This is a genomic window from Micromonospora sp. RP3T (assembly GCF_003027925.1).
Lineage (GTDB): Bacteria > Actinomycetota > Actinomycetes > Mycobacteriales > Micromonosporaceae > Micromonospora.
Genome location: NZ_PYPS01000004.1, coordinates 33,497 through 59,376, shown reverse-complemented (window position 1 = coordinate 59,376; position 25,880 = coordinate 33,497). Strand labels below are relative to the sequence as shown.

Below are 25,880 nucleotides of genomic sequence, written 5' to 3'. Positions count from 1 at the left end.
CTACGCCGGTATGCCCGCGGCGCCACCCGACGACGGTCCCTGGCCCGCTCACACACGCCGAGCGCGCCGGCGGTGGGGTTGTTACGATCCGGGCGTCCCTGCCAGACCGGCAGCCTGCGGAAAGGCGTGATGGTGGTTCCTCAACGGAGAAAGCCCGAAGCGACACCGCTGAGCATCTCCGTGGACCGTTCCGACCCGGACGTCCCGATCGTCCGCGTCGGCGGTGACCTGGCCTACGCCACCGCGACGCCGCTGCGCGCCGAGATCGACCGCCTGCTCGCCACGCGTCCCGCCCGGCTGGTGCTGGACTTCGGCGACCTCGTCTTCCTGGACAGCACCGGCCTGTCGGTGATCGTGCACGCCTGGCGCGAGGGGCAGCACGCCGGCACCGGCATCGAACTCCGGGCGGTCCCGCGCTTCCTGGCGACCATCCTCGACATGACCGGCGTGACGGGTCTGCTGGACCGCCGACCGGCCGACGGTCGGGCATCCGGTTCCACCGCGTCCGCCTGACCCCGGAGGTTTCCCGACCACCGGCGGCTGGGAACATGGTCCTGTGCTCTCCCCGCTGTTGACCATCGAGGTGGACCGGCCCGACGCCGGCTCCGCCCGGCTCCGGCTGGCCGGCGAGCTGGACTTCGACACCGCGCCGGAGCTCGTCGAGGCCGCCGCCGGGCTGCGCCGCGACGGCCGTCAGGAGCTGTGGCTCGACTTCACCGACGTGACGCTCTGCGACTCCTCCGGCCTGAGCGCGCTGGTGCTGATCCACCGCGCCGGGACCGGCGCGATCCACCTGCGCGGCATGAACGCGCAGATCCGACAGCTGCTGGACCGCACCGGGCTGGCCGAGCTGCTCGTCGCCCCGCCGCACACGGCAGCGGGCGACGCCCGCGAGGTGGGCTGACCGACCCGCGTCCCGTCCCGGGCAGGGGGCGGCCCCCGACCCTGGGACCAGGGGCCGGGGGCCTGGAGGAGGGCTCAGACGACGGGCGCGACGGCCGGCCGGCGGGAAGCGCCGTCACGCGGCTCCCCCACCGCCGACGGGTCGGCGTCCTCCGGCACACCGGAATCAGGCGTCTGGAACAGGTAACGGACGAAATCTCCGGCCCCGTCGTCGTCCGCGCCGGGCCACTGCCCGACGCAGTCGACGCCGACCACCTCGCGTCCACCGCCGTCCGCGCCCTCCAGCAGCGCCCAGAGCGTCACCGGGTAGCAGCGGGTGACCTCCGGGCCGACGCGCCAGCGGGCGTACCAACCGGGACGAGCGGGGACGATCTCCACGATCCGTTTCATGACGACCTGCCCTTCCGCGTGCGTCGGAAGTTGTCCGGTCCGCCCCGATCGTGCGACCCCATCGGGTGACCGCCCCTCACCCGCAGCGAATGAAGCGGGTAGCCCCGCCGGACGTCGTTAGCTTCCCGGCGGCACCGGGAAGGCGACCGGCGCAAGCCCCACCGACCAGGAACGAGGTGCGACGATGCGCAAGCAGATGGAGGGCGACAACCAGCGCCGCCGGGCCCTCGCCCGTCAGGCCCGGGAGCAGGGACGGCGGCCCAGCCAGACCGGCGCCAGCCTGAGCGCGTCCAAGCAGGTCACCTCGCTGGACCAGCACGAGCGGTCCGGCCCGCCGCCGGCCGGTCGACACAAGCCGGACAGCACGCGGGGCGGGCCGGCGCCGCCCGCGGTCGGGGCGGCGGAGCGACCGCGACCGCTGCCGGACCCGCCGTCCGGCCGGGGTGTCACGCTGGGCTACCGGGACCTCGTCGACGACGTGAGCCGGCGCGCCGGCGTCGACTTCGCCGAAGCGAAGGTCGCGGCGGAGGCCACCGTGCTGGCCCTGGCCTGGGCGCTCGACGAGGCGGAGCGGGAACGGCTGCTCGCGGCCGTGCCGGTGAAGCTGCACGACGTGGTCCCGGTGGACGGCGTCGAACGGCGGCAGGACCTGCCGGGCTTCCTGGCCGAGGTCGGCCGGCGCAGCCGGCTCACCCCGGAACAGGCGCGCTACCAGGCGCAGGCGACCCTGGCCGCGCTCGCGGACGCGGACGCCGAACTGGTCGGGTCGTTGCGCGTCCCCGACGGGTTGCGGGACCTGCTCGGACCGGCCGACTACGGCGGCGGCCTGGTGGGCGCCACCTCGGCCACCGCGCCGCTGACCGAGTCGGAGCTGCGCGACGCGCTCGCCACGCTGCCGTACTGGTCCAGTGACCGGCGCTCGCTGGTGCGCACCATCGAGTTGCCCGGCGGCAACCTGGACCGGGTGCTGGACCGGCTGGACCGGCTCCGGGCCGAGGGCGGGCGCGGTCCGCAGATCGGCCGGCCGGACCCGGACAACGCGGTGCTCACCGTCCGGACCCAGCAGACCGACGGCGTCACCACGGCGGACGTAACCCTGGCCCACCAAGTCGACGACGCCATCGACGAGGCCGGCGCCGGCATGGCCGCCGGCTGACGCAAGGAGGGGCCCCCGCTTAACGCCTCCGGTAGAGGCGGGGGCCCCGCTTAACACCGAAGCCGCGCCGGTAGCGTTCCGCAGGTGGAGAGCGACACCGAGGTGTTGGAGATCGTCGTCGACCCGGCCCGCCCCACCGGGCGTACGCTGCTCGCCGATGGGGTCGAACAGTCCTACGTGGACGTCGCCGACGCCCGTCACCTGCACTTCGAGTACGTGCGGCGGATCGCCACGGTGATCGACCTGAGCGCCCCGCCCGGGCAGCCGGTGACCGCCCTGCACCTGGGCGGTGGCGCGCTCACGCTGCCCCGCTGGCTGGCCGCCACCCGGCCCGGTTCGGCGCAGCGGGTGGTCGAACGCGATCCCGGCGTGGTCGAACTGGTCCGCCGGACGCTGCCGCCGCTGCCGCCCGAGGTGGTGGTCACGCTGGGCGACGCCCGCGACGCGGTGACCGGGGCGCCGGACGCCGCGTACGACCTGGTGGTGGGCGACGTCTACCGGGCGGCCCGGATGCCGACGCACGTGGCGGCCCTCGAGTTCGCCGTCGAGGTGGCCCGGGTGCTTCGCCCGGACGGCGTCTACCTGGTGAACCTGACCGACCTGCCGCCGCTGGCGCACACCAGGGCGCAGGTGGCCACGCTGCGCGCCGTCTTCGCCGAGGTGTGCCTGCTCGCCGACCGGCGGATGCTGCGCGGCCGGCGCTACGGCAACATGGTGCTCGCCGGCGTGCTCCGGCCGGGGCGACTGCCGGTACGCCGGCTCGCCGCGCGGGTCGCCGGTGACCCGGTGCCCGGCACCGTGCTGCACGCGGCGGCACTCGACACGTTCGCCGCGGACGCCTGGCCGGTCACCGACGCCGACCTGGGGTGAGCCCTCGGGCCCTTCCGCCGGGTGGGCCGAGCCGCGCGCTGGATGATTGACGCCAACCCGGGGTGAGCCCCGGGTTTCTGCACCGGCAGGGCGGGTAGCCGCGCCGGATGAGCGTCGCCGACGACCGGTCCACCGCCCGCCGGACGGTGATCGTGATCGGTCTGGTGCTGGCCACCGTGGTCGGGTTGGCGCTGGTCTGGGCGACCCGTCGGGTGCTCGTCTGGGGCCTGGTCGCGGCGTTCCTCGCGGTCGCGCTCAAGCCGCTCGTCGACCGGCTGGAGCGTCGGGTGCACCGGCGGGCGCTGGCCACCCTGCTGGTCTTCCTGGCCACGTTCGTGCTGCTCGCGGCGTTGGGCACGGTGATCGTCCTGCCGCTTGTGGACGAGTTGGGCCGGCTCGCCGACCGGGTGCCGGAGCTGGTGCACGACGCCCAGGCCGGACGGGGACCGGTCGGCCGGCTGCTGGACCGCCTGCACCTGCTCCGGTACGCCGAACCCGGACAGTTGCGCCGCTACGGCTCCCGGCTCAGCGAGCCGACCGTCGGGCTGGTCCGGGGCGTGGCGCAGGCCGTCGCCGCGTTGGTCACGGTGGTGGTGCTGGCGTACCTGATGGTGCTGGAGGCGCCCCGGATCGTGGCGACGACGCTGCGGCTGGTCGGGGACGGCCCCGCCGAGCGGTTGCGGCGCATCGGGCGGGACTCCTCCCGGATCGTCACCGGCTACCTGAGCGGGAACCTGGTGATCAGCCTGATCTGCGGCGGCCTGACCTTCGTGGTGCTGCTCCTGCTCGGGGTGCCGTTCGCCGCGGTGATCGCGCTGGTGGTCGCCGTGTTCGACCTGATCCCGCTGGTCGGCGCCACGTTGGGCGCGATCGTCGCGGCCGGCGCGGGCTTCGCGAAATCCCCCACCGCCGGCGCCGTGGTGCTGGTCTTCTTCGTGGTCTACCAGCAGGTGGAGAACCATCTGCTGCAACCGGTGATCATGGCCCGCGCGGTCCGGCTGAACCCGCTGACGGTGCTGGTCAGCGTGCTGCTGGCGGCCGAGCTGGCCGGTCTGGTCGGTGCGCTGCTGGCGATCCCGGCGGCCGGCGTGGTGCAGGTGCTGCTACGCGAGTTCGTCCCGGCCGGGCGGCTGGCACTGGGCACGCCGGCCGACGGCACGGGCACGGGCACGGGCACGATCGACGGTGTGGGCACGATCGACGACGACACCGGGCCGGCCGGCGGGCCGGATCCCGTGCCGCGGGACCGGCCGCCGGCCGGCGGATGAGCTTTCCGGATGTCAGGGCCGGCGGACCAGCTCCGGCGATTCGCTCTCCAGCGGCACCGCGTTGGCCGGTACGAGGCCGAGCTGCACGGCCGGCCGGGGCAGGGCCGCGTCGAGCGCCCAGTCCGCGGCGACGCGGGGCCGGTTGCCGGGCATCGCCAACAGGTGGTAGCCGCGGGTGACCGCCTTGGCCGGCAGGCCGGACAGCGGCACGTGCAGCGGGTTGGCCGCCGCGTCCTTGCCGCCCAGGTCCACCACCCAGCCCAGGTCGTGGTGCTGGTAGGACTTGCGGGTGCCCTGCCCGTACGAGGCGGCGATGTTGTGCGCGGCCAGCTTGCCCTGCCGCTGGGCGTGCTGCGCGGTCATCGCGCACACCTGACCCGGGCGGGTCGGGTCCGGGACGGCGGCGGCGTCGCCGCAGGCGAACACCTCCGGGTACCCGGGAACGTTGAGGAACTCGTCCACCACCAACCGCCCCTTCTCGGTGCGCAGGCCCAGTTCGGCCACGAACGGGTCGGGGCGTACCCCGACGCACCAGATGAGGCTGCACGTGGGCACGTACTCGCCGTCGGTGAGCATCACGCCGTCCGGGGTGGCCTCGCCGACCGAGGTGCCCATCCGCACGTCCACGCCCCGGCGGCGCAGCACCCGGTCGGCGGTGACGGACATCCGCCGGTCCAGTTCGGGCAGCACGCGCGGGGCGACGTCGAGCAGCATCCAGCGGGGCCGGACGTTCAGGTGCGGGCGCTGGGCCACCAGCCGGTCGGTGAACAACTGGCCGTGCGCGGCGACCTCGGTGCCGGTGTAGCCGGCGCCGACCACCACGAACGTGGTGCGGGCCCGCTGCTCGGCCGGGTCGTCGGTCAGCTCGGCCAGCTCGACCTGCCGGACCACGTGGTCGTGCAGGTAGAGCGCCTCGGGCAGGCCGCGGAAACCGTGCGCGTACTCGGTGACCCCGGGGATGGGCAGCAGCTTGTTGACGCTGCCGACGGAGAGGATCAGCCGGTCGTACGCGAGCTGGCCGTGCTCGCCCTCGGCGGAGCGGTAGCCGACCCAGCGGTTCTGGAGATCCACCCGGTCGGCTTCGCCGACCACCACCCGGACGCCGTCGAGTGTGCCGGCGAGCGGCACCGAGATCCGGGTCGGCTCCACCACGCCGGCCGCGACCTCGGGCAGCAGCGGCAGGTAGAGAAAGTAGTCGGTCGTGTTCAGCAGGACGATCTCGGCCCGGTCGCGGGCCAGCCGGCGCAACGTCTTGGCCGCGTGGTACCCGGCGAACCCGGCCCCCACGATCACCACACGTGGTTTCGTCATGTCCGCTGCCGTTCCCGGGAAGACCTCCGACAAACGTGCCGACCAGTCCATCCACGGTGAACGATATGGACATTCCTCGTGATCGGCGCGAGGATGCCGGGATGGGAAACCACGAGACCGCCGAGGGCCGACCCACGAGGTCGAGCCGGCGTACCTTCCTCACCGCCTCGGCCGCGGCCACCGCCGCCGCCGTCGCGACGCCGCTCGCCGCGAGCCCGGCGGGGGCGGCGACCGACGCGCCGCGCGGTCCGGGGCGGCCGGCCCGGCCGCAGCCGCCGGACCGGGAGCTGACCGCGCTGCTGCGCGAGATCGACCGGGCCCGGATCGAGGCCACCGTCCGCCGCCTGGCCGCGTTCGGCACCCGGCACACGCTCTCCAGCCAGACCGATCCGGTACGCGGCATCGGCGCCGCCCGCGACTGGATCCACGCCCGACTGACCGGGTACGCCGTCGCCTCCGGCGGCCGGATGACCGTGGAACTCCAGTCGTACGTGCAGGAGCCCGCCTCCCGGATCCCGACCGCCACCACCATCACCAACGTGGTGGCCACGCTGCGCGGCGACGTCACGCCCGAGCGGGTGTACGTGATCACCGGCCACTACGACTCCCGCGCCACCGACGTGATGGACGCGGTCAGCGACGCGCCGGGCGCCGACGACGACGCGTCCGGCGTGGCCGTGGTGCTGGAGCTGGCCCGGGTGCTGGCGAGCCGGCGCACCGAGGCGACGATCGTGCTCGCCGCCGTCGCCGGCGAGGAGCAGGGCCTGTACGGCTCGGCGTACCTGGCCGGCCGGTTGAAAGCGGCCGGCGTGGACGTGCAGGGCATGTTCAGCAACGACATCGTCGGCAGCAGCACCGCCGACGACGGCACCCGCGACCCGCGGACCGTGCGGCTGTTCGCCGAGGGCGTGCCGACCGCCGAGACGCCGGCCGAGGCGAGCGTGCGGCAGTCCGTCGGCGGCGAGAACGACTCCCCGTCCCGGCAGCTCGCCCGGTTCGTCACCGACGTGGCCGACCACGGCGTGACCGGGATGGACGTCCGGGTGATCTACCGGCGGGACCGCTACCTGCGCGGCAGCGACCACATCTCGTTCCTGCGCGAGGGCTGGCCGGCCGGCCGGTTCACCGAGCCCGCCGAGGACTTCGCCCACCAGCACCAGGACGTCCGGGTGGTCGACGGTGTGCAGTACGGCGACCTGCCGGAGTTCTGCGACTTCGACTTCATCGCCCGGGTGGCCCGGGTGAACGGCGCGGCGCTGTGGTCACTCGCCCAGGCCCCGGGCACGCCGAAGGGCGTCACCGTGGTCACCACGAACCTGACCAACGACACCACGCTGCGCTGGCAGCGCGGCCCCGAACCGGACCTGGCCGGATACGAGGTGGTGTGGCGGGAGACCACGGCCGCCGAGTGGCAGAAGGTGCTGGCGGTCGGTGACGTCACCGAGGTGACGATCGACCTGTCCAAGGACAACGTGTTCTTCGGCGTACGGGCGGTGGACCGGGCCGGGCACCGCAGCCCGGTCGCGTTCCCGAAGCCGGGAAGCTGAGGCGGGTCGCCGGTCAGGGTGTCGGCGGGGCCGTGATCGCCCAGCGCTCGTGGTCCCGCCACGCGCCGTCCACGAACAGGTAGTCCGGGGAGAACCCCTCCAGCCGGAACCCGAGGCGGCGGGCCAGTCGCTTCGACGGCGCGTTGCCGGGCTGAATGTTCGCCTCCAACCGGTGCAGCCCGAGCGTGCCGAACGCGTGCGCGATCACCAGCCGCACCCCGGCCGAGGCGTGCCCGGTGCCCGCGTACGGGCGGAACGCGGCGTAGCCGAGGTATCCGCCGCGCAGCGCGCCCAGGACGATGCCGCCGATGTTCGCGTACCCGGCGATGTCGCCGCTGGCCCGGTCGCAGAACAGGAAGCCGGAGGTGTCCTGCCGGCGGATCCGGCGCAGGTACGCCGCGTACCGTTCGGCGTCGTCAGGTGCGGTCAGCCACGGGTGGTGCAGGTCGCGGCTGCGCCGGGCGGCGGCCACGAACTCCGTCTCGTCGTCGGCCCGGGGGCGGCGGATCGCGACGCGACCGTCACTACGCAGGTATCTCACGAGGCACCACTCTCACCCATCCGCCACCCACACCCACACCCTGTGTCCGATTTGCGGGGATATGGGGTGGCCGGGGTCACCGGCGCGGCGGAATCGGGGCCGGGGAGCGGGCGTTGTACCGGGCAGACCGCGAGGCCCCCGGCCACCCCTGGCCGTGACGAACCCGGTCGGAATGTGCGGCCACCGGCCGTCGTTGCACCCCCCAGCCGCCGAGCCGGCCACCCCGTGGCCCCGCCCGTGCCGGCAACCGGGCCCCGCGCCGGCACCCTCGTCCGCCGGCCGGGCCTGTCCCGAGACGTCCCCCGCACGCGGCATCCCGCCGCGTCTTCCCCCTGGGAGGCAACCATCATGGCTACCACCCTGCTGCGCAAGACCGTGCTGACCGCCGCCGGTATCGCCGCGACCGCCGGTGGCGTCGCCGGCCCCGCCATCGCCGCCCACGCCGCCCCCACCGGCCCGACCGACGCCGTGGTGACCGACCGCAAGGGTCACGGCGAGCGGGAACTGGACGTGCGCTACGAGGCCCAGCCCAACTTCTACTTCTGCGGCCCCGCAGCCGCCCGTAACGCCCTGTCCGTGCTGGGCAAGGACATCGACGTGCACACCATGGCCAAGGAGATGGGCACCACCGAGGCCGGCACCAACAGCATCAACGACATCACCCCCGTGCTGAACAAGGAGACCGGCGCCAAGGACGCCTACCGGTCGGTCGAGATCAGCACGCCCAAGGCCGACGACAAGCAGACCGACAAGCTGCGCGCCGACGTCGTCCGCACCGTCGACGCCGGCCGGGCCGTGGTCGCCAACATCGCCGGCACCGCCACCGACACCGACGGCAACACCCACTCCTTCGAGGGCGGCCACTACATCAGCGTCATCGGCTACCGCGACGACGGCAGGACCGTCACCATCGCCGACAGCGCCGACCCGACCATGGCCTCCTACCGGATGAGCATCGACAACCTCGCCGACTGGATCGCCACCCGCGGCTACAGCACCAGCTGAGCAGCACCGAGCGGGCCCGACCCCCACGCACCGGGGGTCGGGCCCGTTCGGCGTATCCAACGGCTGCCTGCCGGTCATCTGGCCGTCACGTCGGTGTCGTCACCCGGACCGGTCGCTCCACCACGCTCGGTCGCGTCGGACAAGCCGCGCGACCAACGGAGGATCAGCTGTGGCAGCCGAGGAGGCGACAGACCGCCCACCGACCACCCGACCCGACGTGAGCGTGGTCGTGCCGGTCTACAACACGCTCCGCTACCTGCGGCCCTGCCTCGACTCGCTGCTGCGGCAGACCATCGGACCCGGCCGGATGGAGATCGTGGCGGTGGACGACGGGTCCACCGACGGCAGCGGTCGCCTGCTGGACCGGCTCGCCGCCCGGCACCCCGGCACGCTGCGGGTGGTCCACCAGGCCAACTCGGGCGGCCCGGCCGCGCCCTGCAACCGAGGGCTGGAGCTGGCCACCGGCCGGTACGTCTTCTTCCTCGGCTCGGACGACCGGCTCGGCCCCGAGGCGCTGGAACGACTGGTCGCCACCGCCGACCGGTACGGCTCCGACGTGGTGCTCGGCAAGGTCGTCGGCGTCAACGGCCGGCACGTCTTCGCCGACGTGTTCGCCGCCGGCAACGCGGTCGACGTGAGCCTGTTCGACTCGGCGCTGCCCTGGTCGCTGGCGAACACCAAGCTGTTCCGCCGCGACCTCGTCGACCGGCTCGGCCTGCGGTTCCCCGAGGACATGCCGGTCCTCAGCGACCAACCGTTCACGCTGGCGGCCTGCTACCACGCCCGCCGGATCTCGGTGCTCGCCGACTACGACTACTACCACGCGGTACGCCGGCTGGACGCCCGCAACATCACCTACCACAGCCGGGTCGACCAGCGGCTGGTGAGCGTGGAACGGCTGTTCGCGTTCGTCGCCGACCTGATCCCGGCCGGCGAGCGTCGGAACGCCGTGCTGAGCCGGCACGTCGGGCTGGAGCTGGCCAACCTGGTCGGCGACGACTTCCGCCGGCTGGACCGGGCCACCCAGGAACGGGTCCACGCGACGGTCCGCCGGCTGGTCGACCAGCACGTCACCGACGGGGTCCGCGACCGGCTCGACATCGAGGCCCGGCTGCGTCTGGGCGCGGTGGCCGGCGGCGGCGTCGACGAGTTGCTGGCGGTCATCGCGCAGGACACCGGCCGGGGCGTACCGGCGACGCTGGTGGCGGCCGGGCGGTGGCACGCCGGCTACCCGGGTGCCCCGACGGCGTGGACCGACGTCACCGACGTCCGCGCCGACTGGCTGGCCCGGCTGGACACCGTCGAGGTGAGCTGGGTCGACGGGCGGACCGTGACGGTGACCGCGCGCAGCCCGTACCCCCGGTTCGCCGCGGAGGCCGGGCCGGTCCGGCTGGTGGCCGGCCCGGTCGCCGGGACCACCCGGCTGGACGCCACCGACCCGACCGGGCGGACCGTGCGCACCGACTTCCCGGTCGACCGGCTCCTCGCCGCCAGCGCGGCCAGCGGCCAGCGGCATCCGGTCCGCGCCGACGTGGACGGCGGGCACGGCCGCGGCGGCGCGCCGGTCCGGGCGCCCCGACTGGCCGCCGGCCGGCCCCGGCTGCTGCGGCACGGCGCCCGGCTGTACGGGGTGGCCGCGACCGTCGATCCGCGCAACGGGCAGCTCGTCCTGTCGGTGGTGCCGGTGACCGTGGGGCAGCTCGTCGGTCGGGTACGACGTCGCCTCTCCGGCGCGACACGGCCGGCGGGCCCGCCGCCCCGGCCCGGGGCGGTCCCGGCGGGGAGCGTCCCCGAACGCGCGGGCCACCACGCCGAACCCGCGCCGGCGAAGCTGGGCCACCTGACCGTCGCGTCCTGAGGCCGGCCGCGTCCGGTCAGGGGGCGGGGCGGAGGCGCTGCTCCAGCGGCATGGGAACCTGGAGGTACGTGGTGCCGCGCAGGTCCAGCCAGGCCCGCTCCGGCGCGCGGACCAGGCGCACCATCACGCCGGTGCACGCCGGGCACCGCCCGACCAGGCCGGGTGCGTGCGAGTAGACGTGCAGGCCGGCCATCGGGCCGGTCATGCCGCAGGTGTCGCACCGCCCGGTGGTGGCGCTCAGGTCGACCGCGAGGAGTTCCCGCAGCGGTCCGTCGAGCATGTTGCCGTCCAGGTAGGACAGTTCCGTCATGCGCCCTCCTCGGGTCGTCAGCCGGTCGGGCCGAACCGTTCGGTCCGCACCCGCCGCGTCGGATGGCCGAGCCCCACCAGCAGGTCGGCCACGGTCTCCACGAATCCGGTCGGACCGCAGACGTAGCAGAGCGGCTCCAACGCCGGCGGCCAGCCGTGACTGTTCACGTCGGCCAGCCCGATCCGGTGCGGCTCGCCCCGCCACCCCTCGGGCGCCCGCCGGGTGTAGACGTACGCGACGTCCAAGCCCTGGTCGTCGCGGGCCCGGCGGCGCAGCTCGTCGGCGTAGATCACGTCGTCCGCGGTCCGGACCGAGTAGACCAGCCGGAACGGCGTCCGGCTGCCGGCCGCCCGGCGGGCCCGGATCATCGCCATCAGCGGCACCACCCCGGAACCGCCGGCCACCAGCAGCACCGGCGCGGTCCCGTCGGTCCGCCAGACGAACCAACCGCCGACCGGGCCGCGGACCTCCACCGGGTCGCCCTCGGCGTACGTGTCGACCAGGTACGGCGACACCTCGCCGTCGGTCACCCGCTGCACGGTCACCTCGATCCGCCCGTCCTGCGCCGGGGCGGCGAGCGAGTACGAGCGGGCCGCCTGGTAGCCGTCGGCGGCGGTCAGCCGCAGGTCGACGTGCTGACCGGGCAGGTGCCCCGGCCAACCGGGCACGTCCAGCACCAGCGTCTGGGCGGTCGCCGTCTCGACCCGCCGCTCGACCAGCCGGGCCACCCGCCAGGTCAGCGGCGCCGCCCGGCCGCCGGCGGTCGGCGCGGTCACCTCAGTCGCCCTGGTAGCGCTGCTCGCGCCACGGGTCGCCGTAGTCGTGGTAGCCGGCGGTCTCCCAGAAACCGGGCCGGTCGTCGACGAGCAGCCGGATGCCGTGCACCCACTTGGCGGACTTCCACAGGTAGAGGTGCGGCACGAGCAGCCGGGCCGGGCCGCCGTGCTCGGCGGGCAGCGGGCGCCCGTCGTACGTGTGCACCACCCAGGCCCGCCCGCCGCGCAGGTCGTCCAAGGGCAGGTTGGTGGTGTAGCCGCCGTACGAGTGCGCCAGCGCGTAGCTCGCGTCGGTGTCCACGCCGTCGAGCAGCGTGTCCAGCGAGACGCCCTGCCAGGTGGTGCCGAGCTTGGACCAGCGGGTGACGCAGTGCAGGTCCACCGTCGGCGTCTCCTGCGGCAGGCGCATCAGCTCGTCCCAGGACCAGCGGTGTTCCGCGCCGGTCTCGCTGGTCAGCACGAACTCCCAGGTGTCGGGCGCCACGCGCGGCGTCGGGCCGGCGGAGAGCACCGGGAAGTCCTCGGTGAGGTACTGCCCCGGTGGCAGGTCCGGCGCTGACGAACGGGGCCGGCCCTGAAATCCCGGCGACACGATTCCCACCCGTCAGTCCTACCACCCCCGGCCGCGACGGCACACCGCTTCCCGGGGCACGGCGTCAGGCGTGGCCTCCGCCCTGCGTCTCGTGCACGACGGTGCGGTCGCCGTCGCCGCTGCCCCGGGTGGCGCGGAGGCTGGTGATGGTGACGATCACCAGGACTCCGATGATCACGCCGAGCGAGGCCAGCGTCGGGATCTCCGGCACGCCCTTCCAGATGCCGTGTGCCCAGTGCAGGCCGAGCTTGATCCCGATGAACGCCAGGATGACGGCGAGCCCGTAGCTGAGGTGCACCAGCCGGCTGAGCGCCGCGTGCAGCACGAAGTAGAGCGCGCGCAGGCCCAGCAGCGCGAACGCGTTGGTGGCGAAGACCAGGTACGGGTCCTCGGTGATGCCGTAGACGGCGGGCACCGAGTCGACCGCGAAGACGATGTCGGTGGCCAGCACCGCGACCACGACCAGCGCGAACGGGGTTAGCGCCCGCCGGCCGTGCTGCCGGATGGTCATCCGGGTGCCGTGGTACTCCTCCACCACCGGCATGACCTTGCGCAGCAGCCGCACGGACCGCATCTTGTTGATGTCGACCTCCTGCTCGTGCCCGGAGAGGGCGTCGCGCAGCAGCTTGACCGCGGTGGCGATCAGGATGAGCGCGAAGAGCAGGAAGGCGAAGTCGAGCGTCTGGAGGGCGGCGGCCCCGAGCGCGATGAAGATCGCGCGCAGCACCAGCGCGCCGGCGATGCCGTAGAGCAGCACCCGCTGGGCGAGCACGGCGGGCACCGCGAACGCGGCCAGCAGCAGCATGAAGACGAACAGGTTGTCGACCGAGAGCGACTTCTCGACCAGGTAACCGGTGAGGTACTCGACGCCCTGCTGGCTGCCGTAGCGGGACCAGATCCACGCGCCGAACGCGAGCGGCAGCGCGATGTAGAAGGCCGACCAGCCGAGCGCCTCCCGGATGGAGACCTCGTGCGGCTTGCGGGTGACCAGGAAGTCCAGCACCAGCAACGCGAGCACGCCGGCGATCGTCACCGCCCACAGCGTGGGCGTGCCCACCGACGACAGGCCGGCGGCGGACAGGTAGGACACTTCGGTCATGGGGCCTCCTCGAACACCGTGTCATGTTCGAGGTCTCCTTCACCCACGATTTCGTGGGCAACCACCCGAGGCTCGCCCCCGGGGCTCGCCGTACTGACCGGAATGGTTCGTGGGAAGTACTCCCCTCGCGGTTCCAAGGCTAGGCCACCCGGAGCCGGACGCCAAGTCGAGGCTCGGATGATTGCCCTGGTCAACCGCTGTGCGGGCGGTCGGGGCCGTGGCGTGCCGGGGTCCGGAGCCCTAGGGTGACGCGGGTGACCACCACCACCGGACCGCTGACCGGCGTACGGGTGATCGAGCTGGCCGGCATCGGCCCGGGGCCGTTCGCCGCCATGATGCTTGCCGACCTCGGCGCGGACGTGGTCCGGGTGGACCGGGTGGGCGGCGGCGGGTTCGGCGCGTTCCCCGGCGACCTGCTGAACCGCAACCGACGCTCGATCGCGCTGGACCTCAAGCACCCGGACGGCCGGGAGCTGCTGCTGTCGCTGGTGGCCGGTGCGGACGCGCTTGTCGAGGGCTTCCGGCCGGGAGTGGCCGAGCGGCTCGGTCTCGGCCCGGAGGAGTGCCTCGCCGCCAACCCGCGCCTGGTGTACGGGCGGATGACCGGCTGGGGGCAGGACGGGCCGCTCGCCCGGACCGCCGGCCACGACATCGACTACCTGGCGCTGACCGGCGCGCTGCACGGGGTGGGCCGGGCCGGCGAGCGTCCGGTGCCGCCGATGAACCTGCTCGGCGACTTCGGCGGCGGCGGCATGATGCTGGCCCTTGGCGTGGTCGCGGCCGTGTACGCGGTCCGCGGTGGGGCGCCCGGCCAGGTGGTCGACGCGGCCATCGTGGACGGTGTGTCGGTGCTGGCCACCCAGATCCACGCGCTGCGCGGCCTCGGCCTGTGGCAGGACCCACGGGGCGCGAACCTGCTCGACGGCGGCGCGCCGTTCTACGACACGTACGAGTGCGCCGACGGGCGCTACGTGGCGGTGGGCGCGTTGGAGCCGCAGTTCTACGCCGAACTGGTCCGGCTCACCGGTTTCCCGCTGGACGGCGACGACGCGCCGGACCGCGACGACCCGGCGAACTGGCCGGCGTTGCGGGCGGCCTGGGCGCGGCTGTTCCGGACCCGGACCCGGGACGAGTGGGCGGAGCTGCTGGCCGGCACGGACGCCTGCGTGGCGCCGGTGCTCGACTGGGCGGAGGCGCCCCGGCATCCGCATCTGGCCGCCCGGGACGTCTTCGTCGCGCCGGACGGCGTCGTGCAGCCGGCCCCGGCGCCACGCTTCTCGGCCACGCCGACCGCGGTCCGGCGCCCGCCGCCGCGACCGGGCGAGCACACCGACGAGGTGCTGGCCGACGCCGGCGTGGACGCCGCCCGGATCGCCGCGCTGCGCGCCGCCGGCGCGGTCGGCTGAGCGCGCGGCGCGAACCGCCCGAACCGCGACACCTCACTCTGCGCAACTGCCGCCGTGGTCACTCTCCGTTTCCCCGCGGCACGGGCGGCAGGTGCCGCCAGCGGCCCCTTTGCTCTGCAGCCATCGGCGCAGCGGGGCCGTGAGCTGGTCGTCGAGGGTGTCCGTGCGGGCGGACGATGGAACCGGCGTGGTTACTCCCGGTGTGTGATGCGCCCGTGGCTGCAGAGCAAAGGCGGTTCCGGGTGACAGTGCCGGCCCCGGCCGCCGTGACGGACGGTGTCCATCTTCGGTGCGGGCCGGATCCAGCGTGGTCCCACGCCGGCCATTGCCGGGCAATGGCCGGGCAATGGCCGGCACCGGACGGCGTCAGCGTCGGCGGGTGGTGACGGGCGCGAGCGCCGGCTCCACCAGGTCCCGGTAGTCCCGGGGCAACTGCACCACCACGTCGGCGAACTCGCCACCGCTGATCGCCTCGCGCAGCGTGGCGAACACCGCCCGCGCCGCGCCCCGGGCGGTGTTCTCGTCGCAGCCGGCCCGGCGGGCGACCCGGGCGACGAACTCGACCGCCCCGAACCGTTCGGCCGCCTCGGTGTGCGGCTGCGGGTTGAGCGCCCCCCGCAGCGGCTTCGGCAGTTGCGCGGCGAGGTCCAGCGCCTCGCCGCCGGTCAGCCGCTCGGCGAGCGTCCCCAGCGTGGCGGCGGTGAGCGTCGCGGCCCGGTCCTCGGCGGTGCCGGTGCGTCCGGCGACCCGGGCCACGAACGTGTGGTGGTCCATCGGTGGTACCCCCTTCGGTGCGCGCAGGCGGCTACCCGTCCCGGCGCGGCGGAAACGCGCGAGACCGGGGCGTGAGCCGCCGCGTTGCGGGTAACCGCCGCGCGGTCACGACCCCGACGACTGGCGCGAGGAGCCCGACCCATGGCGAGCTATTCGGACGTCCTTGAGTACCTGTCCGCGCTGGACTACCCGGCCGGGAAGAACGACGTCATCCGCGAGGCGGAACGGGAGGGCGCGCCGCCCGACGTGTTGCGGGCGTTGCGCGCGTTGCCGCCGGTGGACTACGCCAACGGCACCGAGGTGGCGCGGTCGGCCGGCATCGACGCGGCCCCCGAGGTCAGCCGGTCACAGCGGGCCGCCCAGGCCCGGGACGACCATTCCCGCGTCTCACAGCACGTGCGCCGCATCTGAGCCCGTCCGGCACCGCCCGGTCGCGTCGCGGCCGGGCGCGACGCCGTGCGCGACGGCGCACCGGTTGGCGGGGCCTGGCGGGGCCCGGCCGGGCCCGGCGACAGGCGGGCGCCCCGGGTCACGAACCGCGACCTGGGGCGCCACGCAACACCTGGCCCTGACGGTGCGCGCCCGAACCGGGTCGCGATCACCAGGCGGTGGATGTTCGCCCGAACCGGGCGGGCATCACTGCCACGATCATCATACGACGGGCCATCAGCCGAACGGGTGAGATTCCGGAAAGTGTGTCCGGCGGCACGTGCCTCAGCCGCGGACGCCGCCGCTGCGGTCGCGGGCCTTGAGCCGGGTGGTGGGCAGCGCGGGCGCGGGCAGCGGAGGGGCGTCGTCGGCGGCGACCGTGCCGAACCGGCGACCGGCCATCCAGTCCTCCCGCGCGGCGGCGACCTCCTCGTGCGAGCGGCCGACGAAGTTCCACCACATCACCAGTGGTTCGTCGAACGGCGCGCCGCCGAGCAGCAGCAGCCGGCTGCCCGGCGCGGCACGCACCGTCAGCGCCGTCCGGCCGGCACCCAGGTAGAGCAGCGCTCCCGGGGCGAACGCCACGTCGTCCGCCTCGGCCGAGCCGGACATCGCCAGCAGCGCGTACTCGAAGTCGGGCCGCAACCGCAGCGTGGCCGCCGCCGGACCGTGCGCCTCGAGCTGCGCGCCGAGCAGCGGGGTGTGCGCGACGGCCGGTGAGCGTACCCCGCCGAACTCCCCGACGAGCAGCGTCAGGTCCAGGTCGCCGTCGCGCCACCGGGGCAGCTCGGCGTGGTGGGCGAAGTCCGGGTCGCCGGCCCGGGCCGGGTCGGGCAGCGCGACCCAGAGCTGCACGCCGTGCATCAGCGGCGGGTGGACCAGCGGTGAGCGCTCCGAGTGGGCGATGCCCCGGCCGGAGGTCATCACGTTGAGCTGGCCGGGGCGGATCGGTTGCACGTTGCCGAGGCTGTCCCGGTGCAGGATCTCGCCGTCGAGCAGCCAGGTGACGGTCTGGAGGCCGGTGTGCGGGTGCGGCGGCACCTCCATGCCGGGCCGCTGCGCCACGTCGTCCGGGCCGAAGTGGTCGACGAAGCACCACGCGCCGACCATCCGCCGCTGCCGCTGCGGCAGCAGCCGACGAACCGTGGTGTAGCGGCCGAGCGGGACGTCGTGGCCGGGCAGCAGCACGCTGCCCGGGTCGGTGGCGCCGACGCCGGGTGGAAGCGTCTGCGCGGGCAGCGATTCGGTACGGTCCACCGCCCGAACTGTACGCTCAGTCCGCGGTGACGCTCACCGCGTTCGCGCCGGCCACCAGGTCGAGGTAGAGCCGGTCCGCCGCCCGGTCCCAGCCCGGTGAGCTGACCACGTCCCCGGCGGCGATGCCGGCGCGGCGCTCGTCGTACACGGCCAGCGAGCCGGCGCCGGACGCCACCCGCACCCGGGCCGGTGGCCCGCCCGGCACGGTCACCGTCAGCTCACTGACCCCGCCGGTCATCCGCACGGTGAGCGTGCCGTCGAGCGGCGGCAACAACAATCGGGTACGCGACGCGCCGCCGATCAGCTCGACCCCGGCGAGCCGGGCCGCGCCCAGGTCGAGCCGCTGCTCACGCACGCCACCGACGAGTCGTACCCGCCAGGTCAGCCGGGCGTTGAGCACCACCTCGACGGCGGCCGGCCCGGCGCGGCCGTTCTCGACGATCCGCAGCCGGACCCGGTCGCCGTCCACCCGCGGGCGGGGCGTCACGCCGGCGTCGTCCGGCGCGCCGATCCGGTACAGGTCGTCGCCCAGGTCGGCGGCCCGCAGCGTGAAGCTGGTCAGGCCGTCGACCAGTTCGAAGTCGGCCCGCCGTCGGTCCCCGCGCGGCGCGGTGAGCGTCTCGGTGGCGGCCACCTCGGCACCACCGACACCGCCGGAGCCGCCCGGGTCGGCGGCCGGCGAGGGCGGCGGGCCGCCCGAGAAGACCACCCCGAGACGGGCCGGGTTGGACAGCGTCACCGCGACCGCCACCGCGCCGAGCACGACCACCAGCACGGCGGCGGCGGACAGCCAGCGGGCGGCGCCGGACCACCGGGTGTCGGGCAGGTCGGCGTCGTCCCCGGATGCCGTCATGGTCGTCCCCTCTCGCCGGTCCCCACCGGGTCATACGGCTCCGTTTCCGCCACGGTTCATTCCGGCGGCGGCCGGTCCGTCAACGATTGACAGCCCTCGACGCCCGGCCTAGGTTCAGGTCGCTACCGGCCGGTAGGCATCCGTCCCGCCCCGCCGCCCCGCGCCCCGGGGCGGCACCCGTCCCCGGGGAGCAGCGATGCAGACCTCACCCACCCGCCGGCTGCTCGCCGCCGGCGCCGCCCTCGCGCTCGCGCTCGGCCTGGTCGGCGCGGCGCCCGCGCACGCCGCCGGCCACGACGACGGCAACCAGCCGCTGCCCGGCTACACCATCGTCAACCCGCCGCTGCCGCCGCTTGTCGTGGACGGCGCCGCCACCACCGTCCGGCAGGGCGTGCACGCGCACGCCGGCTACGTCGTCGAGGTCCCGGCGACGTGGAACGGCGACCTGGTGATGTGGGCGCACGGCTACCGCGGCCAGGGCACCGAACTCTCCCCCGAGCCGCCCGCGTTCGACCTGCGGCAGCGCCTGCTGTCCCAGGGGTACGCCTGGGCGTCCTCCTCGTACGACCGCAACGGCTACGACGTCCGCTCGGGCGTGCTCGGCACCCGGGCCCTCGCCGACCTGTTCGCGCGCACCGTGCGACGGCCGCACCGGGTGCTCATCGCCGGCGTCTCCCTGGGCGGGCACGTCATCGGCCGCTCGCTGGAGCAGTACCCGGGCTACTACGCCGGCGCGCTGCCGATGTGCGGGGTGCTCGGCGACCAGGAGCTGTTCGACTACCTGCTGGACTACAACCTGGTCGCGCAGGCGCTGACCGGCGTGCGCGCCTACCCACCGCCGGCCGACTACCTGACGAACGCGGTGCCCCGCATCCAGGTGGCGACCGGGCTGGCCGGCCTCACGCCCACCGGCCCGGACACCACGAACGCGCTCGGCAAACAGCTGCGTGCGGTCACCGTGGCCCGCTCCGGCGGCGTCCGGCCGGGCACCGACGCGGCGTTCGCGGTGTGGAAGGACTTCCTGTTCGGCATCGCCACCACCAACGGCGGCGACTCCCCCGCCCAGCGGCCCGGCCAGCTCGCCACGAACCTGTTCACCAGGTACGCCCCGAACCAGCCGGTGGACCTGAACGCCACCGTGCAGCGGGTCGCGCCGGAGAACCTCCGGCAGCGGCTCTCCCCCGGCCTGACCGAGGTGCCCCGGATCGCCGGCCGCCCCACCGTGCCGGTGCTCAGCCTGCACGGCCTCGGTGACCTCTTCGTGCCGTTCCGGATGGAGCAGGCGTACGCCCGCGACGTGGCCCGGCACGGCCGGTCCCGGCTGCTGGTGCAACGGGCGGTCCGCAGCACACAGCACTGCGAGTTCAGCCCCGCCGAGGCCGGCGCCGCCTGGGACGACCTGACCCGCTGGGTCCGCACCGGCCAGCGCCCGGCCGGCGACCCGGTCACCGATCCCCGGGCGGTGGCGGCGCCGGGCTTCGGCTGCCGGTTCAGCGACCCGGCCGCCTGGGCCGCCGGCACCGGCACCCGCCGCCTCTACCCGGCCTGCTGATCGTCGTCGGCGCCGTACCAGCCGCCCCGGTAGACCGTGCCCGGCCGGGGCGGGGCCGCCGGCGCGTCCGGGGTGGACCGGCGGTTGCGGCGGACCCGGCTCACCACGAACCAGCCGACACCGCCCACGACCGCCAGGATGACCACGTTCTGGAGCGTGCCGACGTACGCCTCGACCACGTGCCAGTTCTCGCCCAGCAGATAGCCGGCGAGCACGAACGCGGAGTTCCAGATCAGGCTGCCCAGCGTGGTGAAGAGCAGGAACACCGGCACCGGCATCCGTTCCACGCCGGCCGGGATCGAGATCAGGCTTCGGAAGATCGGGATCATCCGGCCGAAGAAGACGGCCTTGACGCCGTGCCGCAGGAACCACGCCTCGGTGCGATCCACGTCCGCCAGCTTGATCAGCGGCAACCGGCCGGCCAGGGCGCGCATCCGGTCCCGCCCGAGCGCCGCCCCGACGTAGTAGAGCGCCAGCGCGCCCAGCACCGACCCGAGCGTGGTCCAGGCGATCGCGCCGAACAGGCTCATCCGGCCCTGGCTGGCGGTGAACCCGGCCAGCGGCAGGATGACCTCGCTGGGAATGGGCGGGAACAGGTTCTCCAGCGCCACCGCGAGCCCGGCCCCGGGGCCGCCGAGGCGTTCCACCAGGCCGGTGACCCAGCCGACGGGTCCTTCGCCGGCCGGCTCCGCGGCCCGCGCGGCACTCACCCGGGGGCCGGCGAGCAGCTGTGCGTTTCCGATCATCCGACCACGGTACGGGGCAACCCGACCGGCGACCACGGAAAGCGGCACCGGTTACGGCCGAACCGCGGATCGCCCGGCCGGGTCGCGGTCACCCGGCCGGACCGTCCGACGCCGGCCGGTCAGCCGCCCGCCACGCAACCGGTCGTAGGCGTCGAGCAGCCGGCGCAGCGCGGCGGCGGTGGCGCCGTCGAGCTTGTCGTCCTCGGCCGCGTCCTCGATCCGCTCGTGCAGGTCCTCGACCCGCTTGGCACGGTCCCTGAGCTTGCCCCGGTCCAGCTCGGCTGCCTTCTTCCGCAGGTCGTCGGCGGTCTTGCGGTCGATCAGCCGGGCCGCCTCGGCGCGGTCCAGCAGAGCGGTGAAGCGGTCCGCGAGCTGTCGGGCGGTGACCGGCTCGGTCGCCGCCGACGACGGCGCGACGCGGGTCGGCGCCGGGCGGGCGCTGCTCGACGCGGACGCGGGCGGTGGGACCACGACCGACGGCGTGGCGGCCCGCGGCGTCCCGGCGCGGCTGTCGAAGACCAACGCGCCGACCAGCGCGAGCAGCAGCACCACCGCGCCGGCGACCAGCACGCCGGTGAGCCGGTTCGGCGGGACCTCCGGGCGGGTCGGCGGGACCGGGCGGGCCCCCACGGCGGGCCGCTCGATCAGCGTGGCCGGGTGCGCCACCCGGGAGACCGTGGGCAGGACCGCGGTCGGCGGGTCGACCGGGCGGCCGGCGCCGAGCCGGTCGGCGACCCGGGCGGCGGTGGGTCGCCGGGCCGGGTCGAGGGCCAGGCAGTCCAGCACCAGGTCGGCGACGTCGGCGGGCAGCCCGGGCACCCGCAGCGGCGGCACCGGGGGACGCCGGTCCCGCAGGTCGACCACGTCGTCCCAGGTCCGCACCGGCAGCGGGGGCCGACCGGTGAGGCTGCGGTAGAGCAGCGCGCCGAGCGCGTACACGTCACCGGCCGGGTGGGTGGGCCCGGGATCGAGTCGTTCCGGGGCGAAGTAGGCAGGGGTGCCGGCCAGCGGTTCACCGGCCGGCCCGGCAGCCGGTTGGTGCGGGCCGGCCGGCGCGGCGATGCCGAAGTCGAGCACCTTCGCGCCGGTCTCGGTGAGCATCACGTTGGCCGGCTTCACGTCCCGGTGCACCACGCCGATCCGGTGCGCGGCGGCCAGCGCGGCGGCCACCTGCCCGGCGGTCCGGAGCGCGTCCGGCCAGGCCAGCGGCCCGCCGGCCAGCCGGTCGGCAAGTGTCTGACCGGCCACCAGCTCCATCACCAGGTACGGCGTCACCACCCCGCCGGGCAGCGTGGCCTCGCCGTAGTCGTACACCTGGGTCACGTGCGGGTGGGTGAGCCGCGCGGCGGCGCGGGCCTCACGCTGGATGGTGGCGCGCAGCTGCGGGTCGGCGGCGAGCCGTCCGGCGAGCGCCTTGACCGCGACCGGACGGTGCAACACCTCGTCGTCGGCGCGCCACACCTCGGACATCCCGCCGAGCCCGATGCGCTCGCGCAGGACGTACCGGTCGTGCAGCCGGAGGTCGGGCGTGAACGGCGACATGATCCCCCAGTCTGCCCGGCCACCCCCGGGCCGCACCAACCCGCATCCGGCTCGTGCCGGGCGGCGCGTCGGTCAGGGCTTGCGGGCCACCCCGCCGTACATGCTGACGTCGGCCGCCGAGGGTCGCGGCTCGGGCTCGCCGTCGGCGCGCCACTCGGCCACCGAGCAGACGCCCGGCTCGACCATGTCGAGGCCGGCGAAGAAGCGCACGAACTCGTCCCGGCCACGCAGGTTGATGGTGCCGTGCGGGCCGCCGCGGGCCGCCGCCCTCGCCTCGTTCGCGAGCGGGGCCGGCAGGTGGTCGTGGGTGGCGTGCGAGGCGACCAGGTAGCTGCCGGAAGGCAGCGCGTCCAGCAGCCGGCCGACCGTGGCGTAGGGGTCGTCCGGGTCCGGCACGAAGTGCAGCACCGCGATGAGCATCAACGCGACCGGCTCGGACAGGTCCAGCGTGCGGCGCAGGTCGGGGTGGGCGAGGATCTTCTCCGGGTCGCGCAGGTCCGCGTCGAGGTAGGCGGTGGCGCCCTCGGGTGAGCTGGTGAGCAGCGCCCGGGCGTGGGCCAGCACGATCGGGTCGTTGTCGACGTAGACCACCCGGGCGCGCGGGTCGGCGGCCTGGGCCACCTCGTGCGTGTTGTCCGCGGTCGGGATGCCGGTGCCGATGTCGAGGAACTGGCGGATGCCCGCCTCGGCGGCCAGGTGCCGGACCGCGCGCCGCAGGAACCGCCGGTTCTCCAGCGCGCTGAGCCGGATCGTCGGGAAGGCGGCGGCCATCGCGTCGCCGGACTCCCGGTCGGCCTGGAAGTTGTCCTTGCCGCCGAGCCAGTAGTTGTACCGCCGGGCCGGGTGGGCCACCGAGGTGTCGATCCGGTCGGCCGGGTGGCCCGGCTCGGTCGCCGTGCCGCTCGTCTCGCTGGTCAAGGCCGCCTCCACGACTCGCACGCCACCGTTGCGGGGCGGACGTGCGTCCACTGTCTCCGGTCGCCGGTCATGGTATAGCCCGCCGCGGCGACGGTCAGGCCGGGTAGAGCTCGTCGCGGACCCGGGCCAGCAGCTCCGGGGTGCGCTCCGGCGGCGCGGCCTCGACGCACAGCCGCTCCATCGCCTCGGCGTAGTAGTCGAGGTCGTCGCGCTTGTCGAGGTAGATGGCGCTGGTCAACTGCTCGATGTAGACGATGTCCGGCAGGTCCTCGTCGCCGAAGCGCAGGATGCTGAACGCGCCGCTGGCGGCCGCGTGCCCACCGGCGGTGAACGGGACGATCTGGAGCCGCACGTGCGGCGCGGCGGTCGCCTCGATCAGTGCGTCCAGCTGCTCACGCATCACCGCGGCGCCGCCGATCGGCCGCCGCAGCACCGCCTCGTCCAGCACCGCCCACAGCTGCGGCGGGTTGGCGCGACGCAGCAGCTCCTGGCGCTCCATCCGCAGGTCGACGCGCCGGTCCAGCTCCATCGGCGCGGCGCCGCGGTGCCCGAGCAGGATCACCTCCCGCGCGTACGCGGCGGTCTGCAGCAGGCCCGGCACGAACTGCACCTCGTACGTGCGGATCAGCGCGGCGGCGGCCTCCAGCCCCAGGTAGGACTGGAACCAGGCGGGCAGCACGTCGCCGTAGCGGTGCCACCAGCCCGGGCTGTTCGCGTCCCGGGCCAGCTTGAGCAGCGCGGCGCGCTCGTCCGGCGCGGTGACGCCGTAGAGCGTGAGCAGGTCGGCGACATCGCGTTCCTTGAAGCCGACCCGACCCAGCTCCATCCGGCTGATCTTGGACTCGGAGGAGCGGATCTCCCAGCCGGCACCCTCCCGGCTGACTCCGGCGCCCTCCCGCAGGCGGCGCAGCTGCGCACCGAGCAGCATGCGCAGCACCGTGGGACCACTTGTCGGTCCACCCTCGACGGGCACCGTGACCACCTGACCGCCCTCGCATCCCGGCTGCTCCCGACCGGGTGCCCTCCCGGCCGACGAGTAAGCATGCCATGAACCGACAGTGAGGTGAACTCCTCCGGACGGTGGAATCAGTCCCGTCCACGGGACGGCGGGATCAGGTGGTCGAAGTCCCCGTCCCGGGCGCCGAGCACGAACGCCTCGATCTCGTCCACGGTGTAGATCAACGCCGGCCCGTCGGGGTGCCGGGAGTTGCGTACCGCGATGCCGCTGCCGCCGGGCAGCTCGGCCAGCTCGACGCAGTTGCCGCTGGGATTGCTGCGGCGACTCTTCAACCACTGCATCGGGGGCAACTCGGTCACGGGTACGCCGTTCGGGGGCGATTGCATGGGCGTCCTTCGGGAAGAGCCAGCCGAGGCCGCGGGGAGGGGCGGTGGGTGGCGACGTCTGTCGACTGAGGTTTGGAATGCACGTGCATCTGCTATTGCATCTGCAATGGACAGCGAGCATGATAACCGAACTACGGTGTGCCGGGTCGCTCACTTTCGGTGACCTGAACCCGGCCCTCGGAAGCCGCTGCGCGCGGCCGGGGACTGGTGAGGAGGGCGCGTGCCGGATCCGATGACCGTCGCCTCCGGCATCTCCGCCGCCGGCGCGCTGCTCTCCGCCTGGCAGCTCCGCCGCCGGGCCGTCCGCGCCGAGGCCGAGCTGGAACTGCTCCAGGCGGAGCTGGCCGCCGAGCGGCACGCCGCCAGCCACGACCCGCTCACCGGGCTGCCCAACCGCCGCGCCTTCTTCCGGCTGGCCGCCGCCCTGCTCACCGATCCCGCCGGGCAGCCCCTGGTGGCGGTGGTGCTCGACCTGAACGGCTTCAAACAGGTGAACGACCGCTACGGGCACGCCGCCGGGGACCAGGTGCTGGTCAGCGTGGCCCAACGACTGGCCGCCTTCGCCGGCAACAACCTGGTGGCCCGACTCGGCGGTGACGAGTTCGCCGGCCTGCTGGCCAGCCCCACCGCCGACCGGCGCTGGATCGAGCACGCCACCCGCCGGCTCTGCGAGGCGCTGGCCGCGCCGATCCCGCTCGGCGGGCGCAGCATCCGGGTCACCGCCTCGGTCGGGCTCGCCCCGGTGCACGGCCCCGCCCAGCTCACGGACGCGCTGTGCCGCGCCGACGCCGCCATGTACGAGGCGAAGACGCTCGGCGCCGTCCGCCCACCCCGCCAACTCGTCGCCGAGCACTGACCCGGCCGAGGGTCAGCGCCGTCCGGCCCTCCGGGCGGGCGTGGACTCCGGGCGGGCGTGAACTCCGCGAGCCGGTGGCTCAGCGCCAGCCGTAGCCGGCGCGCAGCGCCTGGCCGACCCGGTCGAACCGGGGCCGGTCCAGCACCGCGCCCTCCCGGCGGATGCTGTCCTCGCGCATGGTGAGCACCCGGTCCAGGCGCACCCAGCTCGGCCGTCGGTCCCGGTCCCACTCCCCCGGGCCGAGCGACAGCCAGTGCCGCTGGCCGTCCCGCTCGCCCTGACTGGACAACATCAGCCCGAACAGCGTGCGGCTCTGCCGGCCCACCACCAGCACCGGCCGGTCCTTGCCCTGCCGCGGGTCGTCCTCGTAGGGCACCCAGGTCCAGACGATCTCCCCCGGGTCGGCCTGCCCGTCCGGCTCCGGCGCGTACGACAGCTCGCGGCGCTGCAACGCGCTGACCTGGCGCCGGCGCGCGACCTGCGCCGGAATCGGTCCGCCCGGGCGGGCCGGCGCGGCGGCACCCCCGGTGATCCGACCGAGCCGGGACGCCACGTTCCTCAACAGACCTGCCACGTC

The 25,880-nt window shown here is 74.7% G+C and carries 28 protein-coding genes; 12 read left to right on the top strand and 16 right to left on the bottom strand.

From position 1 onward, the window contains the following. The first annotated feature begins 180 nt into the window (after nt 1–180). Nucleotides 181–513, top strand: coding sequence for an STAS domain-containing protein (locus C8054_RS04760; protein ID WP_107155488.1), 333 nt, complete (start codon nt 181–183; stop codon nt 511–513). A gap of 43 nt (nt 514–556) precedes the next feature. Continuing rightward, nucleotides 557–904: an STAS domain-containing protein gene (locus tag C8054_RS04755; RefSeq protein WP_107155487.1), complete on the top strand. Its 348-nt coding sequence runs from the start codon at nt 557–559 to the stop codon at nt 902–904. Nucleotides 905–978: 74 nt separating this feature from the next. On the opposite strand, the gene C8054_RS04750 is transcribed toward C8054_RS04755, so the two are convergent. Beyond that, nucleotides 979–1,293, bottom strand: coding sequence for a hypothetical protein (locus C8054_RS04750; protein ID WP_107155486.1), 315 nt, complete (start codon nt 1,291–1,293; stop codon nt 979–981). A 184-nt stretch (nt 1,294–1,477) separates the two neighbouring features. Here C8054_RS04750 and C8054_RS04745 point away from each other — a divergent pair, with 184 nt between their 5' ends. The 3 genes from C8054_RS04745 to C8054_RS04735 all read left to right on the top strand — a co-directional run bounded on the left by C8054_RS04745 (nt 1,478) and on the right by C8054_RS04735 (nt 4,587). After that, on the top strand, nt 1,478–2,449 hold the full coding sequence (locus C8054_RS04745) for a DUF2267 domain-containing protein (protein ID WP_107155485.1): 972 nt from the start codon (nt 1,478–1,480) through the stop codon (nt 2,447–2,449). Between the two features lie 84 nt (nt 2,450–2,533). Further along, nucleotides 2,534–3,319 (top strand): spermidine synthase, encoded by a 786-nt coding sequence (locus C8054_RS04740; protein WP_107155484.1) that lies wholly within the window; start codon nt 2,534–2,536, stop codon nt 3,317–3,319. A 107-nt stretch (nt 3,320–3,426) separates the two neighbouring features. Next, on the top strand, nt 3,427–4,587 hold the full coding sequence (locus C8054_RS04735) for an AI-2E family transporter (protein ID WP_107155483.1): 1,161 nt from the start codon (nt 3,427–3,429) through the stop codon (nt 4,585–4,587). Nucleotides 4,588–4,599: 12 nt separating this feature from the next. On the opposite strand, the gene C8054_RS04730 is transcribed toward C8054_RS04735, so the two are convergent. After that, nucleotides 4,600–5,898 carry an NAD(P)/FAD-dependent oxidoreductase gene (locus C8054_RS04730; RefSeq protein WP_107155482.1) on the bottom strand — a complete coding sequence of 433 codons (1,299 nt, stop codon included), beginning with the start codon at nt 5,896–5,898 and terminating at the stop codon, nt 4,600–4,602. 101 nt (nt 5,899–5,999) lie between these two features. Here C8054_RS04730 and C8054_RS04725 point away from each other — a divergent pair, with 101 nt between their 5' ends. After that, nucleotides 6,000–7,445, top strand: coding sequence for a M20/M25/M40 family metallo-hydrolase (locus tag C8054_RS04725; RefSeq protein WP_107155481.1), 1,446 nt, complete (start codon nt 6,000–6,002; stop codon nt 7,443–7,445). A 13-nt stretch (nt 7,446–7,458) separates the two neighbouring features. Here the strand turns inward: C8054_RS04725 and C8054_RS04720 are convergent, their stop codons facing one another. Further along, complete coding sequence (locus tag C8054_RS04720) at nt 7,459–7,986, bottom strand: GNAT family N-acetyltransferase (RefSeq protein ID WP_107155480.1); 528 nt, start codon at nt 7,984–7,986, stop codon at nt 7,459–7,461. Between the two features lie 348 nt (nt 7,987–8,334). On the opposite strand from C8054_RS04720, the gene C8054_RS04715 reads away from it, so the two are divergent. Together C8054_RS04715 and C8054_RS04710 are read left to right on the top strand one after the other, a co-directional pair. Beyond that, nucleotides 8,335–8,991, top strand: coding sequence for a C39 family peptidase (locus tag C8054_RS04715; protein ID WP_107155479.1), 657 nt, complete (start codon nt 8,335–8,337; stop codon nt 8,989–8,991). 169 nt (nt 8,992–9,160) lie between these two features. After that, entirely contained in the window at nt 9,161–10,849 is a 1,689-nt protein-coding gene (locus C8054_RS04710; RefSeq protein ID WP_199199526.1) for a glycosyltransferase family 2 protein, read from the top strand. A gap of 16 nt (nt 10,850–10,865) precedes the next feature. Here the strand turns inward: C8054_RS04710 and C8054_RS04705 are convergent, their stop codons facing one another. The 4 genes from C8054_RS04705 to C8054_RS04690 form a co-directional block, all read right to left on the bottom strand. Further along, complete coding sequence (locus C8054_RS04705; RefSeq protein WP_107155648.1) at nt 10,866–11,159, bottom strand: DUF6510 family protein; 294 nt, start codon at nt 11,157–11,159, stop codon at nt 10,866–10,868. A gap of 17 nt (nt 11,160–11,176) precedes the next feature. Beyond that, nucleotides 11,177–11,935, bottom strand: coding sequence for a ferredoxin reductase (locus tag C8054_RS04700; protein ID WP_107155478.1), 759 nt, complete (start codon nt 11,933–11,935; stop codon nt 11,177–11,179). Between the two features lies 1 nt (nt 11,936). Beyond that, complete coding sequence (locus C8054_RS04695; RefSeq protein ID WP_199199524.1) at nt 11,937–12,527, bottom strand: sulfite oxidase-like oxidoreductase; 591 nt, start codon at nt 12,525–12,527, stop codon at nt 11,937–11,939. A 64-nt stretch (nt 12,528–12,591) separates the two neighbouring features. Continuing rightward, entirely contained in the window at nt 12,592–13,626 is a 1,035-nt protein-coding gene (locus C8054_RS04690; protein ID WP_107155476.1) for a TerC family protein, read from the bottom strand. 254 nt (nt 13,627–13,880) lie between these two features. Between C8054_RS04690 and C8054_RS04685 the strand changes: the two genes are divergently transcribed. Next, nucleotides 13,881–15,032 (top strand): CaiB/BaiF CoA-transferase family protein, encoded by a 1,152-nt coding sequence (locus tag C8054_RS04685; protein WP_199199523.1) that lies wholly within the window; start codon nt 13,881–13,883, stop codon nt 15,030–15,032. A 366-nt stretch (nt 15,033–15,398) separates the two neighbouring features. Here C8054_RS04685 and C8054_RS04680 read toward each other — a convergent pair whose 3' ends face one another. Further along, entirely contained in the window at nt 15,399–15,806 is a 408-nt protein-coding gene (locus C8054_RS04680; RefSeq protein ID WP_107155474.1) for a DUF2267 domain-containing protein, read from the bottom strand. 141 nt (nt 15,807–15,947) lie between these two features. Between C8054_RS04680 and C8054_RS04675 the strand changes: the two genes are divergently transcribed. Continuing rightward, nucleotides 15,948–16,217: a DUF2795 domain-containing protein gene (locus C8054_RS04675; protein ID WP_107155473.1), complete on the top strand. Its 270-nt coding sequence runs from the start codon at nt 15,948–15,950 to the stop codon at nt 16,215–16,217. Nucleotides 16,218–16,520: 303 nt separating this feature from the next. On the opposite strand, the gene C8054_RS04670 is transcribed toward C8054_RS04675, so the two are convergent. Continuing rightward, on the bottom strand, nt 16,521–17,492 hold the full coding sequence (locus C8054_RS04670; RefSeq protein WP_107155472.1) for a pirin family protein: 972 nt from the start codon (nt 17,490–17,492) through the stop codon (nt 16,521–16,523). Between the two features lie 16 nt (nt 17,493–17,508). Then, a complete protein-coding gene (locus C8054_RS04665) occupies nt 17,509–18,345 on the bottom strand; it encodes a hypothetical protein (RefSeq protein WP_107155471.1) in 837 nt (278 codons plus the stop codon). A 196-nt stretch (nt 18,346–18,541) separates the two neighbouring features. Here C8054_RS04665 and C8054_RS04660 point away from each other — a divergent pair, with 196 nt between their 5' ends. After that, nucleotides 18,542–19,897 carry a S9 family peptidase gene (locus C8054_RS04660; protein ID WP_107155470.1) on the top strand — a complete coding sequence of 452 codons (1,356 nt, stop codon included), beginning with the start codon at nt 18,542–18,544 and terminating at the stop codon, nt 19,895–19,897. On the opposite strand, the gene C8054_RS04655 is transcribed toward C8054_RS04660, so the two are convergent. From C8054_RS04655 to C8054_RS04635, 5 genes are all read right to left on the bottom strand, one after another. Beyond that, nucleotides 19,882–20,643, bottom strand: a complete 762-nt coding sequence (locus tag C8054_RS04655; protein WP_107155469.1) for a DedA family protein — start codon at nt 20,641–20,643, stop codon at nt 19,882–19,884. The genes C8054_RS04660 and C8054_RS04655 overlap by 16 nt on opposite strands. 51 nt (nt 20,644–20,694) lie before the next feature. Then, nucleotides 20,695–22,185: a serine/threonine-protein kinase gene (locus C8054_RS04650; RefSeq protein WP_107155468.1), complete on the bottom strand. Its 1,491-nt coding sequence runs from the start codon at nt 22,183–22,185 to the stop codon at nt 20,695–20,697. Nucleotides 22,186–22,257: 72 nt separating this feature from the next. Continuing rightward, complete coding sequence (locus tag C8054_RS04645) at nt 22,258–23,103, bottom strand: SAM-dependent methyltransferase (protein ID WP_107155647.1); 846 nt, start codon at nt 23,101–23,103, stop codon at nt 22,258–22,260. Between the two features lie 94 nt (nt 23,104–23,197). Continuing rightward, nucleotides 23,198–24,085, bottom strand: a complete 888-nt coding sequence (locus C8054_RS04640) for a helix-turn-helix transcriptional regulator (RefSeq protein ID WP_107155467.1) — start codon at nt 24,083–24,085, stop codon at nt 23,198–23,200. 104 nt (nt 24,086–24,189) lie between these two features. Then, a complete protein-coding gene (locus C8054_RS04635) occupies nt 24,190–24,447 on the bottom strand; it encodes a DUF397 domain-containing protein (protein WP_107155466.1) in 258 nt (85 codons plus the stop codon). A gap of 220 nt (nt 24,448–24,667) precedes the next feature. Between C8054_RS04635 and C8054_RS04630 the strand changes: the two genes are divergently transcribed. Beyond that, entirely contained in the window at nt 24,668–25,303 is a 636-nt protein-coding gene (locus C8054_RS04630; protein WP_107155465.1) for a GGDEF domain-containing protein, read from the top strand. 79 nt (nt 25,304–25,382) lie between these two features. Here C8054_RS04630 and C8054_RS04625 read toward each other — a convergent pair whose 3' ends face one another. Next, nucleotides 25,383–25,877, bottom strand: a complete 495-nt coding sequence (locus tag C8054_RS04625; protein ID WP_107155464.1) for a type II toxin-antitoxin system PemK/MazF family toxin — start codon at nt 25,875–25,877, stop codon at nt 25,383–25,385. Nucleotides 25,878–25,880 lie beyond the last annotated feature (3 nt).